Annotated in this window: 13 protein-coding genes; 4 read left to right on the top strand and 9 right to left on the bottom strand. The window is 57.9% G+C overall.

What is annotated here, in order from left to right; translation table 11 throughout:
• Nucleotides 1–11 precede the first annotated feature (11 nt).
• From QEZ49_RS06045 to QEZ49_RS06015, 7 genes are all read right to left on the bottom strand, one after another.
• Nucleotides 12–638, bottom strand: a complete 627-nt coding sequence (locus QEZ49_RS06045; RefSeq protein ID WP_280385137.1) for a hypothetical protein — start codon at nt 636–638, stop codon at nt 12–14.
• A gap of 284 nt (nt 639–922) precedes the next feature.
• A complete protein-coding gene (gene fae, locus QEZ49_RS06040; RefSeq protein WP_280385134.1) occupies nt 923–1,462 on the bottom strand; it encodes a formaldehyde-activating enzyme in 540 nt (179 codons plus the stop codon).
• A gap of 119 nt (nt 1,463–1,581) precedes the next feature.
• A complete protein-coding gene (locus QEZ49_RS06035; RefSeq protein WP_280385132.1) occupies nt 1,582–2,544 on the bottom strand; it encodes an electron transfer flavoprotein subunit alpha/FixB family protein in 963 nt (320 codons plus the stop codon).
• A gap of 4 nt (nt 2,545–2,548) precedes the next feature.
• Nucleotides 2,549–3,343, bottom strand: coding sequence for an electron transfer flavoprotein subunit beta/FixA family protein (locus QEZ49_RS06030; RefSeq protein ID WP_280385130.1), 795 nt, complete (start codon nt 3,341–3,343; stop codon nt 2,549–2,551).
• On the bottom strand, nt 3,321–4,784 hold the full coding sequence (locus QEZ49_RS06025) for a hypothetical protein (RefSeq protein WP_280385128.1): 1,464 nt from the start codon (nt 4,782–4,784) through the stop codon (nt 3,321–3,323). The genes QEZ49_RS06030 and QEZ49_RS06025 overlap by 23 nt, the downstream gene beginning before the upstream one ends.
• Nucleotides 4,785–4,794: 10 nt before the next feature.
• Nucleotides 4,795–6,954 (bottom strand): heterodisulfide reductase-related iron-sulfur binding cluster, encoded by a 2,160-nt coding sequence (locus QEZ49_RS06020; RefSeq protein WP_280385127.1) that lies wholly within the window; start codon nt 6,952–6,954, stop codon nt 4,795–4,797.
• Nucleotides 6,955–7,034: 80 nt separating this feature from the next.
• A complete protein-coding gene (locus QEZ49_RS06015; RefSeq protein WP_280385125.1) occupies nt 7,035–9,221 on the bottom strand; it encodes an NAD(P)-binding protein in 2,187 nt (728 codons plus the stop codon).
• Between the two features lie 598 nt (nt 9,222–9,819).
• Between QEZ49_RS06015 and QEZ49_RS06010 the strand changes: the two genes are divergently transcribed.
• Nucleotides 9,820–10,509 (top strand): TetR/AcrR family transcriptional regulator, encoded by a 690-nt coding sequence (locus QEZ49_RS06010; RefSeq protein WP_280385124.1) that lies wholly within the window; start codon nt 9,820–9,822, stop codon nt 10,507–10,509.
• A 159-nt stretch (nt 10,510–10,668) separates the two neighbouring features.
• Here the strand turns inward: QEZ49_RS06010 and QEZ49_RS06005 are convergent, their stop codons facing one another.
• Both QEZ49_RS06005 and QEZ49_RS06000 read right to left on the bottom strand, forming a co-directional pair.
• Entirely contained in the window at nt 10,669–11,865 is a 1,197-nt protein-coding gene (locus QEZ49_RS06005) for an aspartate aminotransferase family protein (RefSeq protein ID WP_280385122.1), read from the bottom strand.
• Nucleotides 11,866–11,974: 109 nt separating this feature from the next.
• Nucleotides 11,975–13,186: a benzoate/H(+) symporter BenE family transporter gene (locus QEZ49_RS06000; RefSeq protein WP_280385120.1), complete on the bottom strand. Its 1,212-nt coding sequence runs from the start codon at nt 13,184–13,186 to the stop codon at nt 11,975–11,977.
• Between the two features lie 119 nt (nt 13,187–13,305).
• Between QEZ49_RS06000 and QEZ49_RS05995 the strand changes: the two genes are divergently transcribed.
• The 3 genes from QEZ49_RS05995 to QEZ49_RS05985 all read left to right on the top strand — a co-directional run bounded on the left by QEZ49_RS05995 (nt 13,306) and on the right by QEZ49_RS05985 (nt 16,070).
• Nucleotides 13,306–14,799 carry a PLP-dependent aminotransferase family protein gene (locus tag QEZ49_RS05995; RefSeq protein ID WP_280385118.1) on the top strand — a complete coding sequence of 498 codons (1,494 nt, stop codon included), beginning with the start codon at nt 13,306–13,308 and terminating at the stop codon, nt 14,797–14,799.
• A 76-nt stretch (nt 14,800–14,875) separates the two neighbouring features.
• On the top strand, nt 14,876–15,178 hold the full coding sequence (locus QEZ49_RS05990) for a putative quinol monooxygenase (protein ID WP_068458901.1): 303 nt from the start codon (nt 14,876–14,878) through the stop codon (nt 15,176–15,178).
• Between the two features lie 157 nt (nt 15,179–15,335).
• A complete protein-coding gene (locus QEZ49_RS05985; RefSeq protein ID WP_280385114.1) occupies nt 15,336–16,070 on the top strand; it encodes a hypothetical protein in 735 nt (244 codons plus the stop codon).
• Nucleotides 16,071–16,629: the final 559 nt, after the last annotated feature.

Here is a 16,629-nt window from a genome sequence, read left to right as displayed (position 1 = left end):
GGCCGATCGGCCTATGGACTAAGATCAATGCCTGCCGAAAATACGAAACGTGCGTCGGTGTCGCTGCTGCTGATGTTTGTGTCCCAATATCGGAAATCAAAGAAAAGGCGCTCCACGTCGAGCCGCAAACCCGTGTTCCAATACACAATCGACTTATGCCGGTCGCCATCAACGTCTACAAAGTAGCCACCGGCGTAATATGCGTTTTCGGCGAGCCCCCACCGGCCAACCGTCGCACTCAATGTCGGAGTGAACACGCCGACATTGCCAAGTTTGTATCCAATATCGCCCTGGAGCGTCAGGCCCTCTGGCAGCGCCAGACCCTGTTCGGGCGCGTAAAAGGCGGTCGCGCCGACTGCCAGATTTTTGGACAGCGTCACGGAGGCGCCCAGCTTCAATTCAAAGAAGTCGCGATCCCAGATCCCGACACCGCCGCCGCGCACCCCGTAGATGTACCATAGCGCCCCAATATCCCATTCGATCGCGCCGGTTATAGGTCGTAGACCGATATAGACATCCTGTTCCCATGGTCCAAGAGCACCGTAGCCGACATCATCCGGCGATCCGCTGTTGATGTTCTCGGTTGAAAGCGCGAGATAGGCTATTCCGTACGTAAACTCGACGTAGGCATTGATCATGGGCTCACCCTGCGTGAATGACACGCCGAAACATGTAATCCGTCGCGCCCGTCATCACCGCAGAATACGCAAATGTAGCAGGCTGTTCAGCCAGCACTGGCGACACGGCCATAAAGCCAGCCACCCCTGCCCCCGTCACGTTCTTCCAGACCCTCATCGTCATTCGCGCCCCAGCGTATTCGTCCGCGTCGTTATCCGGTTCAATCTTGATCAGTCGCCCACACGACACGGAAGAGCACCAATCGGACAGTGTCCGACTGGTGCCTGCCATCCGGGAGGTATCGTCAGTCGATCTGAACGTCGGCCAAAGCGAAGTGGCGCACCGTTTTGCGATTGGCGATCAATTCATCCATCGTGGGCTCTTGCTTCATTGCCCGCGACAGAGCCGTGGTCATTGCTTCGTAGTTGTTTTTGTAGAGTTCCTTCTTATCCAGATTGGCATCGGTCGCGGTCCGTGGATCAAGCCAGACCGTTGTGATGATCGCGAGATCGTTAGCCTGCTCCTTTGGAATGATGCCGTTTGCAACCGCGTCAACGATGGCATCGCCGAGCGCCGCCTGCACAACACCACCCAGCAAGTCGACGTATTCAGCGCTCGTGATCGTCACTTTCGACGTCATGATTGCAGAGGGGCGAACCTGCTGATTACAGTCGCGCAGGATGAACATACGCGTGTGACCAGCAGACTGGCCCATGAGGGTCGCGAAGGCGGTGCCGACCGGCCCTTTTACCGAGCCAATGACAACCTCAGGCATTGCGTCAGTCACCTGCCCCTCGGAAGCAAATACAGTAGCTTCACCCGTCCTGAACCAGATCTCAGACATTAGTTCCTCATGTTTCCTTGAATGCGAATTAGGTTCACTGCGACGCGATATGCGTCCTGCAGAACCGCGCAGTTCTTGGGCCGAAGCTGCGTGCACACCCATGCACGCAGCCAACGGCATCAACCCAGTTGAGCCTTCAGCTCTTTGGAAATTTCGAACATGTCGCCCACGATTCCGAAGTGCGCTTCGCTAAAGATCGACGCTTCCGGATCCTTGTTGATGGCGATGATGTGTGGAACATGCTTCATGCCAGCCAGATGCTGCACCGAGCCGGAGATACCCATCGCCACGTAGACTTTGCAGGCACTCACCGTCTTGCCGGATTGACCGACCTGACGATACTTCGGCAACCAGCCGTTGTCGGCGATCGGGCGTGAACAGCCGAGGGTGAAACCCAGCGCGCCTGCAAGGTCTTCAAACTCGGCGACGTTGTCTTCGTCGGCAACGCCCCGTCCGATGGAAAGGATATATTCAGCCGCGGTCAGATCTTCGCCGTCGCTTGCAACTGGCTCGTGGAAGGTAACGTGCTTGGTGAGCGCGTCTGCCTTTGGTGCAACAAAGCTCGTCAAGCTTGGCGAAGCGGTCTCCTCCGGTGCCTTGAACGCACCGGATCGCAACGTGAGCACCACCGTTTCCTTGCCTGGAAACTCAAGCTCGACGTGTACCTTTTCCTGATAGGCTTGGCGTACGGCCACCAGATCGTCGCCGTCGTAGCGAGCACCGAATACGTCCGTTGCAAACCCAAAGCCGCCTTTGGCCGCCAGCGCCGGCGCATAGCCGAGACTGTCGATGCTGTGTGGCAGAAGCACAGCTTTCGGCGTTCGATCGGCAATCAATGCGGCGACCGCTGCTTCATACTCGTCGCTCTGGAACTCGGGCGAAGGCAGCGCAACACTGATGATTTCATCAACGCCCGCCAGCGATAGCACCGGAACAAGACGATCGGGATCGCCGCCAAGTGCTGCAACAATCACCTTGCCGCCTTTTGCGGCCGCCAGCTCCTTCGCGACGGCAATCGCTTCGGCAACCGTGGCGTTCAGTACACCGCGACGCTGCTCGCTGATAACGAGAATATCGGCCATGATGTCAGGCTCCCTTCAATTCATTGACGATCTCGATAAGGCGTTTGACCTGTTCGGGAGGCGTCCCGGTAATGAGTTCGGCCTTGCTGCGCTCAGGGATGTACATCCGCCGCACGCGTGCGGCCGAGCCATGCTCGCCCAACTGGTCGGCGGGAACGCCGAGATCTGATGGCGACAGCAGATCGACCGTTTTGGTCTTCGCCTGTTTGATTCCGCGCAGCGACGCGTAACGCGGCTCGTTGATACCGAGCTGAATTGTCAGCACCGCGGGAAGAGCGATTTCAATTTCCTCTTCAACGCCGCCTTCAAGTTCACGACGTACCGTGAGCTTGCCATCACCCGCTGAGTAGTCGAGCGCCGACACGACAGCCACGTGCGGCCAGCCTAGCAGTGCGGCAACCGCGATGCCGGTCTGTCCGTGCGCCTGATCCGTCGACTGCGTTCCAGCCAGCACGAGTTGCGCGTTTTCCTTCTTTGCCGCTGCAGCAATAAGGCGAGCAATTGCGATCGGATCTGATCCGGCGACGCTATCGTCCCATACCCGAATGGCCCGCTCGCCGCCCTTCGCAAGACACTTGCGCAATCCATCGTCTGCGCTCTCATCGCCGACGGTCATCGGAACTGCTTCCACCGTCCCTTCGTGTTTCTCCATCAACTGCAGCGCAGTCTCCCACGAATAGTCATCCCATTCGTTGAGCTCACACTCGATGCAGTCGGGATCAATCGATCTTCCGTCGTCCTGGACATCGAAATCCTCGTCGAGAATTTCGACCTGCTTAACCGGCACAAGTATTTTCATAATCATTTTCCTTTGCGTTTGAGGCGCGAGGCAGATTGACGGCAGCGTCCATGTCGGACCAGCGACAGGAGCGCTGCGTAATTTCCCGTTCCAATTCCGTACGCGCCAATCGCATGGCGGCCATAAACCTCACCTGCGGTTCCGGATCGGACAGCAGCGCGAGCAGCGTCGACATCGGCAACGTTGGCTGCTCGACGAGGGTGATACGGTTGAAAGCGTAGGGGTCTTCCGACAACTGTCGGAGAAGCGCCGATGGCGCATTGGGATTAAGGATCACGGCCCGGCGCAGGTCCGCGTTTTCGCTTGCCGCGATGCGCTTCAGCCATCTGCCGGGCGCGGCAGGATTCTTTCCAATTCCGCTCAGAACATCGGTGTCATCCTCATGCGCGAACAGGCGCATCACATCGGCTTCAAGATCAGCGCGGAAGCTGACGCCTGCACGAACCCATGGATTCTGGTCCGTTGCCAGATGACGCAGCAAATGCTGCGGGCAGCTGACATTGCGCGCAACGCTACGGCGGACATCCGACGCGGCGTCTTTCGACAGCAATGCCAGATGCTCAACGTCCAGACTTGGATTGCGCGCCAGCCATCTGCGCACAGCTGCACATTCGTCATTGGCGATGCGCGCCACGAGTTGTGCAGACAGATCAACTCGGCGCGCTGTCTGTTTGCGCACAGATGCTGCCGGATCACTTTCGTCGATGTCACAAGCGGGAATATGCTTGATGGCTTCCACCCGCACGGCGGCAACCGGATCACTCAGCAACACGATAAGCTGGTCATGCGTAACGTTCGGATTGCTTGCGAGCTTCCGTCGGATCACATCACAGCTACTGCCCAATGCCGCTGGCAGCAGATCATTTGGACATCCAGGGTGAGCCGCTATCTCGGCGCCCAGATGCTCGTCGTCGTTGGCGTTGTGCCACAGCGTACCCAGAAGTTTTTCCGTTGCGCCGGGATTGCCCGCAAGAGCGCGCCGTTCGTCCTTGCTGGCGTCAAGGGCAATAGCCTCCAGAATATCGGCCGGGGTCGACGGGTTTCCTGCCAACGAGAACCTCACGACCGGCGAGCCGCTGGCACGAAAGGTAGCCAGCAAATCCGCCGACGCGTTCCGATGCGCCGCTATGCCGCCCAGCGAGTGCTCGTCAGTCACCACTCGGCGCACATGCCGGAGCGCCTCTAACGGCGTGCGCCCGTTGCGGATGATGCGGCGATTAAGCTGGTGGTCGTTGAACCTCGCCAACGCCGACAGAATACTCGGTGGAACGAACACGGCGCTGGCCCAGCGAATGCGCGAACGCGGCGTGCGGAACAGCATCGTTTCAATCGCCTGCCGCAGTTCAGCATTGGCAAAGCCGTGGATCGCCGCAGCAATGTATTCGTCGCTGCAGTCCCAGAGCTGCTGACTGGCAGTCAGATTTGCATACGCACAATTCATGTCCGCCCCCTCACACCGGTTCCGCAACATGCTCTTGATCAACGACACTTATGGCGCTGTCATCCAGGCACTCTGCGACCAGCTCGACGACCTCACGAATTTCAAAGTTGTCTTCGTTGTTCGTCGTCTTGCGCGCGTCCTCCAGCATGTTCATGCACTTCGGGCAGCTGACGACAATCGTCTCCAGGCCTTCGATCGTAGCGGCTTCGCGCACGCGGTTTTCTGACGGCTTTTCCTTGCCGACCGGATCGGGTGTCCAGATACGGCCGCCGCCAGCGCCGCAACAAAACGAGTTGTCACGGCAGCGCTTCATTTCCACGAGATCGGCACCGAGCTTGCGTATGGCGTCGCGGGGCCCGTCATAGCCTTTGTTGTAGCGCCCGAGATGGCATGGGTCGTGAAACGTCACGCGGCGGCCATCCAGGCCCTTCTTCAGCGGAATGCGTTCCTCGTCCAGCAGGCGCGCAATAAATGCGCTGGCGTGTTCCACATCGTAACTGCCGCCAAACTCGGGATACTCGTTCTTGATGGTGTTGAACGAGTGTGGATCTGTCGTAACGATGCGCTTGAAATCGCAATCGTTCAGCAGCGCGATATTGCTTTCAGCCAAATGCTGATAAAGCCCTTCCTCGCCCACGCGGCGCACGTCATTGCCGGAGTTGCTTTCGTCCTCGTAGAGAATACCGAAATCGATGTTCGCCGCCTTCAGGATGCGCGCGAAGTCCATCGACACGCGCTGATATCGCGGATCGAACGATGCGAAGTCACCAACAAACCACAGCACGTCGACAGCTTCGGTCCGGGCATCCTTGATCTCGAAGTCGAGCTTCTTCGTCCATGCAGGGCGCTTCTTTTTCGTTTCGCCGAACGAGTTTCCACGCTTCTGGATATTCTGCAGCGCCTTCTGGACCAGCGGATCCATGTCGCCCTGCTCCACCAGTGCACGGCGCATCTCTACAATCACCGGGACATGCTCGATGCCGACGGGGCAGATCTCCACACAAGCCGCGCAGGTGCGGCATGCCCATAGCGTTTCGGTCGGCACCTGAAATACACCGTTGCCCTGTGCAATCAGCTTTTCCGGTTCCGGCTGGCGGATGCCTTCCAGCGTGTTCTCTGCCAGCTCGCGCAGCGTCAGGATAAGATCGCGCGGTGACAGCGGCGCACCGCTTGCGTTGGCCGGGCATGCCTCGTGACAGCGACCGCACTTAGTGCAGGCATCGAAGTTGAGCAGCTGCTTCCAGTTGAAATCCGTGATTTTGGAAGCACCAACTGTTTCGGCGCTCATGTCGACGGGTGGAAGCTTCTGAACGGGCAACGGGTCCCGCAGCGCCAGCGACGACATGGCGGTGAAGATATGCTTTGCCTTGCTGTACGGTATCAATGCGATGAAGGTCAGCGAAATGATCGCGTGGAACCACCAGATGCTGACACGCAGGGAGCCGGCGCCTTCCGGCGTGAAGCCGGCGAGCGAGAGAGCGTTCGCGACGACCGCGCCTACGGGCGACCACCACCTGTAATCCCAGACAGTTGGTGTATTCTGCAGCCACAACAGGCGCGCGCCTTCCAGCACAAATCCGGTGATGCCGATGATGATCAGCAGACATAGGAACGCCCAGTCTTCAAACTGATAGAAGCTGCGGTTGGCGTCCGGCGCATCGGCAGCGCGATCGGGACGTGCATAATTGAGTTTCGGCGGCTTCAGCCAGCCACGACGCGCCATCATGTACACGAGGCCAGCGACCAGCCAGAGTCCGGCCAGATCTAGCGCCAGCGAAAACAGCAGATAGAAGTTGCCGTGCCAGAACTTCAGGCCGATGAGCGGGCCCAGAATGTCGTATTCGAGTGTGATCGTGGCGGTGCCCATGAACAGCAGCGCAAAGCCGAAAAATATCAGTGCGTGCGCATATCCAGCGCTCCGATCGCGACGGCGCAGCGTACGGTGCGTGCCAACAGACACCACCATCTGCAGCAACCGATCCTTAAGCGGCGGCAATGCTTTCCGCAGCGATTGGCCACGCGCGTACTTGCGATATTGCACAAAGCAGCCGTAGAGAAAGACCGCGATCGCTCCAAATCCGACAACGTAGAAAACGCCAACAGCCCAGCCCGGAAAACTCTCAAAGAGCACCCGCGTCACGTCCTGGGGATTATGATTTCCGTCAATCATCATGGCATGTCCGGTCCCGCCGATGGCCTACGGGGGCCACCGGCTTTGGGTTCAGCTTGGGAAAAACGAACGGCGTGACGTCACAGCCGATATCGGATCTCGGATGTCGCGCCCGGCATGTGGGCCACACCCCAAACCGCAACCTCGCGGCGATAGGGCTTCGGATACTGAGGGCTTTCGTCCTCAATCTCTCGTGCAATCCGATGCCCATCGAAGGTTGCGTCGGCGATCAGCTTCGGTGCCAGTGCATCCCCGATCAGGTAGACGCCCTTGATGTCGTTTGCTGCCCACTCGCCCTGACGTTCCTTGATGCTACGGAACAGCGACACATTCGATGACCGGCCGGTTACAAGAACCAGCGTGTCGTACTCATGCCATTTGTGAGTTCTGTTTTCCGTGCGCGGACTTTGCCCGACGCCGTTGAACTGTATTTTGTGGCCGTCACCCCAGACGTCATAAAGCTCAATGCGTCCTTCTTCTGCCCGCGAAGCCCACACATCGCTGATGATCTCGATGTTGAGTTCGTTGAAGAGGCGCCGAATATTCGGATACTCGAGCGTAAAGTGCATGTACCGGCCAAGGTCTACACCCGTAGCAACCTTCACCTCATGGCCAGCTTCCGCAAGTTTGTGCGCCAGGCTCGGCGCCATGTAATACGGATCGGCGTTGAGGATCAGAACACGTTTTCCGATCGGCTTGCTGCCTGCAAATATCTGCTCAGGCGTTACCATGTAAGGCAGATCAGCATTGATGCCGGGAATTGGTGCATGGGTCAGTGCACTGTTGCCGTCACGGTTCCAATGAGCACCGGTTGCAATGACGACCTTGTCGGCGCCGTACCCCAGAATACCCTCAACATCCAACGGCTTTGCACCAAGGGCGATCTGTGAATCGCGGTTCTTCTTCACCAGCTTATTGAGCTGCGTCTCGCGATAATCGCGATGGTATCCCCACTCGCCCAGCCCCGGCAGCGACGCAACATTATTGACGTACCCACCGATCTTGTCGGCCTGATCAACAAGATGAACCGTGTATCCACGCTCCATCAAAACGCGCGCACACTCCGAACCCGACGGCCCGGCACCGACGACAAGAATGGTGTCATCTGATTTCTTCGGTTCAAACTTTTCAGGATGCCAACCGCGGCGATACTCTTCACCGGCCGTTGCGTTCTGCGTGCACACCATAGGCGGCCCGCCAATTTCCCATCGCGATATGCAGACGTTGCAGCCGATGCACGTACGAATATCGTCGACGCGTCCTTCCTTGATCTTGTTGGGCAGGAACGGATCTGCAATCGACGGACGCGCGGCGCCGATGATGTCGAGCTGGCCTGCCCGGATTACCTCCACCATCTTTTCCGGATCAGTGAAGCGACCGACTCCAAGCACCGGCTTTTTCGACACGAGCTTGATGAAGCGCTGCCACGGCAACTGATGGCCCATGCGATGGAATCGCGACGGACCTGCATCCTCGCCCCATTCCGCAATCACGCCGACGTTGACGTCCCAGACATCAACCAGCGGATCGGCTAGTTCGACGAAGCGCATGCCTTCGTCTTCGACCTGAATGCCCTCCTGCCCGCTGAGCGAATCCACCGCAAAGCGCGTTGCGATCGCACAGTCGCTGCCTACCGCACCGCGGACCTTCTCCAGGGTTTCGAGCCAGAAACGGGCGCGATTTTCCAGCGACCCTCCGTAGCCATCGGTACGCTTGTTGTAGAATGGCGAGAGAAACTGCAGCGGCAGATATGCGTGGGCGCCGTACACATAAACGATGTCAAACCCGGCATCGCGTGCGCGCAATGCTGCATCGACGTAAAACTGCTGCACCATCTTGATGTCGTCGAGATCCATCTCCTTGCAATAGGATTGGGTCTCGAAGTCCGAAGCGTACTGGCTCGGACCGCGCGGAGTTTGCCGACTTTCCAGACACGGCGCGTGCGGGCCGCCGTACCACAGCTCAACACCAACCAGCGCGCCGTATTTGTGCACCTCATCTGTCATAGCCTTGAGATTGCGGACGTCGCCGTCATCCCAGATGCGGGCCGAAACACGGTTCGTGTCGTCGGATTCGGGATGAATGGAGCAGTATTCGGTATTGATGCCGCCCCAGCCACCCTCAGCTTTCATCGAGCGGTGGGCTGCCTGAAATCCAGGCTTATCGCTACCGGCGCCGATGCAGTGTGGCACCTGATAAAAACGGTTCTTCAGCGTTTTGGGACCGATTTTAATCGGCTCGAACAACGTCGCATACTTCGAGTCCATGAGCGCTTCCCCAGTCGAAACATGCTCAGACCAAATAAGGAACAAGGGCACCCGTTCCCCCTCACGAAGAGGCAGGCCAATGAGCTAGATTGTTTTTTGCAAACAGGATCCCGTTCAGAAAAAGCCCTGCTTTTCCCGGCGAGTTCCCGTATCAATTTCAAATGCAGGCGCAGTCGATCCCTAAAACAAACGTGTTCCTGGTCAGACTGCTCGCTGGTCTATCGCGGCGTTCCCTTCATGCTTGGTGCTTCCTCCGGTTTCGTAGTTTTTATTGATTCAAACTAGGTCAGGCGACCTAAACTAGTCAAGCAGGTAAGTTCGCGATTGCGAACATCTTTGGTAGGAGGGTTTTCAGCGCCAGGACCAGACGCTTGGGGCAGCGGCCAAAGCAACATGGCTCTGCATGGAGCTTCGACATAGGCCGTGGGCAATCATCGATCACGAGTAGTACGGCCAATCAATCGGCGCTTGAAATACAGCGACAAAACGCCGGTATCGCACCGTTCCGATCCTCTGGAATGAAGGAATTGATTGGCGCTTCCAGCGCCCGCCCGCTCAATCTGCAGCGCGGCCAATCAGGCTGAAGAGAAGCATTGAAATGACGAAACCGGATATTGATAATTCTGAAACCAGCGAATCCGCAGATGATTTCAGCCTGACAATAAGCGCAGATTATTTTTTTAATACGCACACCGCCGGACGGAATCTCACGCAAAAAGGCAAGGAAGCCACTTTGCAGATTCTGGAGGCTTCACGTCTCGTTCTTATTGAAAAGGGTTATAACAATCTCACCTTGCGCGAGGTTGCGCGGGCGGCAGGCATGCGCTTGGGAAACCTGCAATATTACTATCCTACGCGGGAGGATCTGATGAAGGATCTTCTGCGCATCATCTTTTCAACTTACGATCAACGCTATGACATGATTGCTGTGGCCCAATCGCTCGATCCTAAATGTCGATTGCAGGAAATGATCCGCTTCTTGATGATCAACATTAGAGAGCGGTCGATCAACAGGCTGTTTTTTGAATTGTGGGCAGTATCGCGCCACGATCATTTCGCTGCTGAGCTTCTGGCAGAGCTGTACGCAAAATACTGCCAACGGTTTGAAGCGGTCATCGCTGAAATCAGCCCCCGAATGCCGGAAGCTATTCGAAAGAAGCGCGCGGTTCTGATCGCATTCCTTGTCGAAGGCATCATGATCCACCTCAACATCAACTCGGCTTACGTCACTGATGATGTCGACGATGAATGCATCAGCGAAGCGATGCGCCTTGCCTCCTGGCCCTGACCAGCCGGGTGCTGAGATGCTCGCCGCTGATGCTGCATTGCAGTTCAACGGCGGTCATTGCAGCTCGACACAGAGGCTGACGCCAAACTCAAATTGCCCACCGTTGCACAGTGCATCGATGAACAGCACTGCGGCTTACCGCACGCGCATTCCCCAGCGTCAACCGGCCTTAAGCGCCGCATTGCCCACGAGTGGCCCCAGTGCAAGTTGCAGACGCTCCGCGAACTGCCGGATTTCTTCATCGGTGACGATCAACGGCGGCAAGATGCGGATAACGTCGTCACTTGCTGGGATCGTCAGCACTTTGCCATGCACCCGCAGCGCTTCGGCAATCTGCGGCGCAGGCAAGGCGCATTTGATACCAAGCATCATACCGCGGCCGCGAATTTCAACGACCACGTGCGGGAACCGGCTTGCTACAGCCGCGAGCTCAGCGCGCATAAGATCACCTTTGCGCCGCACCTCAGCTAGAAATTCATCACTCTGCACGATGTCGAGCACGGCATTCGCCACCGCGACTGCAAGCGGATTGCCGCCAAAGGTTGAGCCGTGACTGCCGGGTGTCATGCCTTCTCCTGCATGTCGCGTGGCAAGGCATGCGCCAATTGGAAAGCCGCCACCGAGTCCTTTGGCCAAGGTCATGATGTCCGGCGCAACCTCCGCCTCCTGATGTGCAAACAGATAACCCGTGCGTCCCAACCCGCATTGGATTTCGTCAAAAATCAGCAACAGCCCTTGCTCATCACAAAGTTCGCGAAGCTGGCGCAAAAACTGGAAACTTACCTGCCGAATGCCACCTTCACCCTGCACCGGCTCGATCATTATTGCCGCCGTCTGCGGACCAACGGCGTTACGAACGGCAACAATGTCTTCAAGCGGACAAAGATCGAAGCCATCGACAGCCGGGCCGAAACCGTCGAGGTATTTTCCGTTGCCGCCCGCTGCCATGGTGGCCAACGTGCGACCATGGAAAGCGCCTGCGAAAGTGATGATCCGCCACCGTTCGGCGTTACCGCATGCATGCTGATAGCGGCGCGCGATTTTGATCGCGCATTCGTTAGCTTCCGCGCCTGAATTGGCAAAGAAGGCAACATCGGCAAAGCATGCTTCTGTCAGCCGCTCTGCAAGGCGTTCGGCACCGGCGATGCGATAGACATTCAACAGATGCCATAGCTTGCGACCCTGCCTCTCCAGCGCCGCAACGACGTGAGGATGCGAATAGCCCAAGGCATTCACGGCAATGCCTGCGCCAAAATCCAGATAGCGGTCACCTTCGATCGTCGTAAGCCAGGCGCCTTCTCCGTGCTCAAACAGCATGGGCGCAGGCTGGAAAATCGGCAGCAGGGCGGATGTCATTTCAAATCTCCACCAGCGTCTATCGCACTGGCATCTGCATTTCGGATTCAGTGCGCCCGTGGTGCATACGGCAAGATATCTCCACCACAGCGGCGCATTTGTTGTTCGACTAGGAAACCGTTGCGGACCACTTGGCAGGCAAGCGCCCATTCAGGATCATGTAGGCACCTAACCCGATCACCAGCCCCCAGAACGCGCCGCCGATGCCAAGCATGTTGACGTTGGCAGCCGACGCCAGGAAGGTGATGAGCGCTGCCTCGCGTGACGATGGATCAGCCATGGCGCTGGCGAGACTTCCGCCAATCGTGCTGAGCAGTGCAAGCCCCGCCAGCGTAGTGATGAACGTGGCTGGAAATGCCATGAAGACAGTCGCGAGCGTCACACCAAACACACCAACGAGCACATAGAAGCAACCAGCGGCAATGCCCGCGATCCAACGCTTGGACGGATCTTCATGTGCTTCGCGACCCGTCGCGATAGCAGCGGTTATCGCGGCGACATTGAAGGCGTGCGAACCGAACGGGGCCATGATGAGGGAACCCAGGCCCGTTACCGTCACGATGGGATTGGCGTTTGTCTTGAACCCATCATTCCGCAGCACCAGCATCCCAGGCATGTACTGGCCCGTGAGCGTGATGAGAAACAGCGGCAGCGCAACACTCAACGTCGCGTTCAGCGTGAATTCCGGCATCGTGAAGATCGGCGTAGCGAACTTCAATTGCAGACCGAACAGATCGACGCGATCCAGCACGACGAGATAAGCGACGCCGATCAGCAATATGCCGACCACGGCATATCGCGCTGAAATGCGCTTCAGCACCACGTAGGCAAGAATGAGTATGCTGACGAGAACCGGATCAACGCTTGCCCCGCCAAATGCCCCGATGCCGAATTGAAGCAGAATGCCCGCGAGCAAACCCGACGCGATACCCGGCGGGATCATGCGGATGACTCTCTCAAAATAGCCCGACAATCCGAGCAGCACAAAAGCCAACGCTGATACCAGATAGGCTCCGATCGCCTCGGCATAAGTTGTGGTAGCAAGCGCCGTCACCAGAAAAGCAGCGCCGGGCGTCGACCACGCGGTGATGATCGGCTCGCGGTAACGCACTGTGAGCAACAGGCCGGTCAGGCCAACACCAACCGATACCGACCACACCCACGATGCGGTCAGCGCCGGGCTGAGACCGGCCACGCGGGCCGCCTGGAAGACGAGAATGAACGTCCCGCCATAGTTGACGATGACGGAAATAATCCCGGCCACGATGGGATGGGTGAGATCGTTCAGGCGAATAGATGACGGCAACGGTTCTGCAGACATGCTTGTGAGTTTCTGGGAATGCACCAAAAGGCGGACCACGATGCCGCCAACACCGCTTGACATCTAGCCGACCATTGGTCTGTAATTTCATGCCAATTTGACGATCATGGTCAGACCACTTGTTCAAGCACTCCCAGCTCGAATCCGTAAAGGCATCTCTGTCTCATCCCGCAAACGCGGGTATCCCGATGCATGCCCGGATACAGCGCGCCATACGGCAACTGATTCTCGACGGAGCTCTCAGCTCAGGAAAGCCGTTGCCGGCTTCGCGCGCACTCGCGAAATCTCTCGGCGTATCTCGGGATACGATAGAATCATCGTATGCTCAGCTTCACGCCGAAGGCTTCATAGACAGGCGCGTCGGGAGCGGAAGCTTCGTGGCGGAGATATCCGAGTTTTTGCCCCGCTACCAACGCGCCAAGCGTGATGTGCGTCATGCCAACCGGGCGCCAAGTCTGAGCAAGCGCGGCGCTGCCATGTTCCAAAGCGGCGGCGTGTGCGAGCTGCTGACACCTCGTCCATTCGCTCCTGGTGTTCCTGATACACGCAGCTTTCCGCTTTCGCTGTGGGAGCGGATGCAGCGGCAGGTGTTGAAAGAGGTTGGCACTCAGGCGCTGCTGCATAGCAGTCCCCAGGGTGCAGAGCCGCTACGTCAGGCCATCGCCGATTATGTGAACCTCGAACGCGGAGCGCGCGCCAGCGCTGACCGCGTACTCGTGCTCACCAGCTCACAACAGGCGATGATGCTGTGCGCAAGCACGCTGCTCGATCCGGGCGAGCGGATATTTATCGAAGATCCCGCCTATTATGGCGCGCGCAATGCATTTGATGCTGCCGGTCTGGAATGCATTCCGGTCAGCGTGGATCGTCAGGGGGTCATGGTCGAACCGATATTGAGCGACCCGCGCCGCGCCAAGGCCATCTACCTCACGCCCTCGCACCAGTTTCCCACCGGCGCTACGCTCTCCCTGGATCGGCGTTTGGCGTTGATCGATTGGGCCGCGCGAAACCGGGCCTGGATCATTGAAGACGATTACGATAGCGAATTTCATTATGCGGGCAAACCCACTGCCTGCGTGCAGGGCCTCGATCACCGCGATCGGACCATTTACATCGGCACCTTCACCAAATCGCTGTTTCCCGGCCTGCGGATCGGATACGCGGTGCTACCGCAGGAACTCGTGAAGCCGATAACGATCGCCCGTACACTGCTCGATGGACATACAGCATCAATCGCGCAACTGACGCTGGCACGGTTCGTGGATGGTGGCCATTTCGGAGCGCATGTCCGCACAATGCGCGGCATCTATGCACAGCGCCTCGATGTGCTGACCAAGCTTGTCGTCAAACATCTTGGGGAGTTTGTCACGCCGCAGGTTCCCATCGGCGGCTTGCAGATGTCCTGCGAGTTTATCTGCGACATCTCCGAGCGCTCCGTCATCGACGCAGCGCGCCGCGTCGGCATCGAGTTGCTGGGTCTGTCAGCTCTGCATGCTGACCGCAACAACGGCAAGGCCGGATTCCTGATGGGCTTCGCCGCATATACGCCTGAGGAACTTGAGGTCGCGGTCAAGAAGCTGGCAACTACGCTTCAGCGAGAAAAACGGAAGTGATCCGGTAGTCGGAAATATCGACCGATCTGGCGCAAAGCAACGAGTTACGCCAACTCGATCAGGTGAAAGAACAAACATGCTGAAAGTCATCGCACAGGATTTCATACGCCCGGATGCCCTTGAGATTGTCCGCCCGCTGTACCGCGAGCTTGTGGAGCTGACGCAGCGCGAACCGCTTTGCATCGCCTATGACCTTTTTGAGAACCAGAAGGATGCCGGGCACTTCATCTTCATCGAGGAGTGGCCAGACAGAGCGGCTCTGGATATCCATTGCGCCAGTGATCACTTTCGTCGTCTCGTACCACTCATAAACGCGCATCAGCGACAGGATGGGACCTTCATCCTGATGGACCGTTTCAATACCGACGCTGATACATAGTCATGCACCCGCACGGCCATTGCGCTCGATCAAAGGTCTGGCCGCCCCTCCTGAATTGGCAGGGATCAAGCAGCGCACTTTCTGATAGGGACCGACAGAACGCACACGGCATATCGCCATGCGATGCGCTCAGTCGGAATCCTGAAGGAGAACTGCGATGGCAACATCGCCGGCCGCAGACCCGAACAAGCACTTTTCGGAAGAATGGATTGGCAGCGCCCACCATCCAGTTGCTGACAGCGCTGTTGCCGAAAATCGAGAGCGCCACAAAACTTGCTTTGAGCTGATCGATATCGTCGCCTGTACCGCTGATACCATGCTGCGCAGTCGACACGACGCTCTTATCCTGAGAAAAAACAAAGACGCAAATATCGCCAGCGCAATCAACACTGCTGTCTTTTCCGCCCCGCTATGCGAGCCGCTTATTCAGGTTGCAGCATTCAAGACCATGATGTTTGGCCCGGTGCCAGATCCCGCGCTTAAGACATACATACGGCGCCTCGCGAAGCGTTCCTCCGTTTTCGCACAAACGCTTGCCGATAGCGGCGTTGCAATCACCACCTGCGGCAACGATCATCATCTGACTGTCGTCGATCTGCGGCCGATGGGTGCAACGGCAAGCACGGCGCAAACAGCGCTGGCGTCAGTGGGCATCACCCTCGACATAAACCTAGCCCCACGCGATCACGATAATCCCGTGATCACCTCTTGCATCCGCTTCCCCACCGCATCCGGTACTTGTCGGACGTTCGGCACTCAGGAATATCGAAAGATAGCGGACGCAATCCTCGCAACGCTAAATGCTGTGCGAACGGGAACGTTCGACGCGAACCGCGTTGAAATTAGAGACCAATTACGTCGCCTCACGAAGTGCTCCGTACTACCGTGCTGATCAAGAGCTCGACTTCTACGTTGGCCTGAATGCTTGCCTGCGTTCCTGCCTTTAATCGAGACGCATGCTTCAAACGTGCTTATCTGACGAGTGTGCGGCGATAGACACTCGCGCGCGCCGTCCAGACACTATTCCAGCACCGGGAGCGCGAAGCCTTACGACCAATCTGGCCAAGAAACGCGGACTCGTTGGAGCGACATCCAGATCAACTCAGCGACAGTGCTCGAGCGTCCGGCCTCCGCAGCAGTCCCACGGAGCGGCGCGATGACGAGCCATCGACGACCGGCGAGGGTTTGCCTGACATCAACGCTGCGGCGGTTGGGGGTAGCGGGGAGGGGTGGCTAAAAGCGGATATGTCGCAATGCGGGTTCGCGCTGCACTACCCGGCACGACAGGCCGCAGCTTAATTCACGGCGCGACCGCGGAGTCGCCCGCCGCAAGGGTGAGGCCGGCAACGGAGCCCCCAGAGAGTTGGGCATTGAAGGTTGGTCCCGCGCCTGACCGGCCGGCGTCCCGCCAACGACCAGCCTCTCAGCTGTCACTCATCCGCAGTCCGCAA

Origin of the sequence: Hyphomicrobium sp. D-2 (assembly GCF_029872155.1) — a bacterium.
In the GTDB taxonomy this organism is placed as follows: Bacteria; Pseudomonadota; Alphaproteobacteria; order Rhizobiales; family Hyphomicrobiaceae; genus Hyphomicrobium_A.
This window is presented reverse-complemented; position numbering and strand designations above follow the sequence as displayed.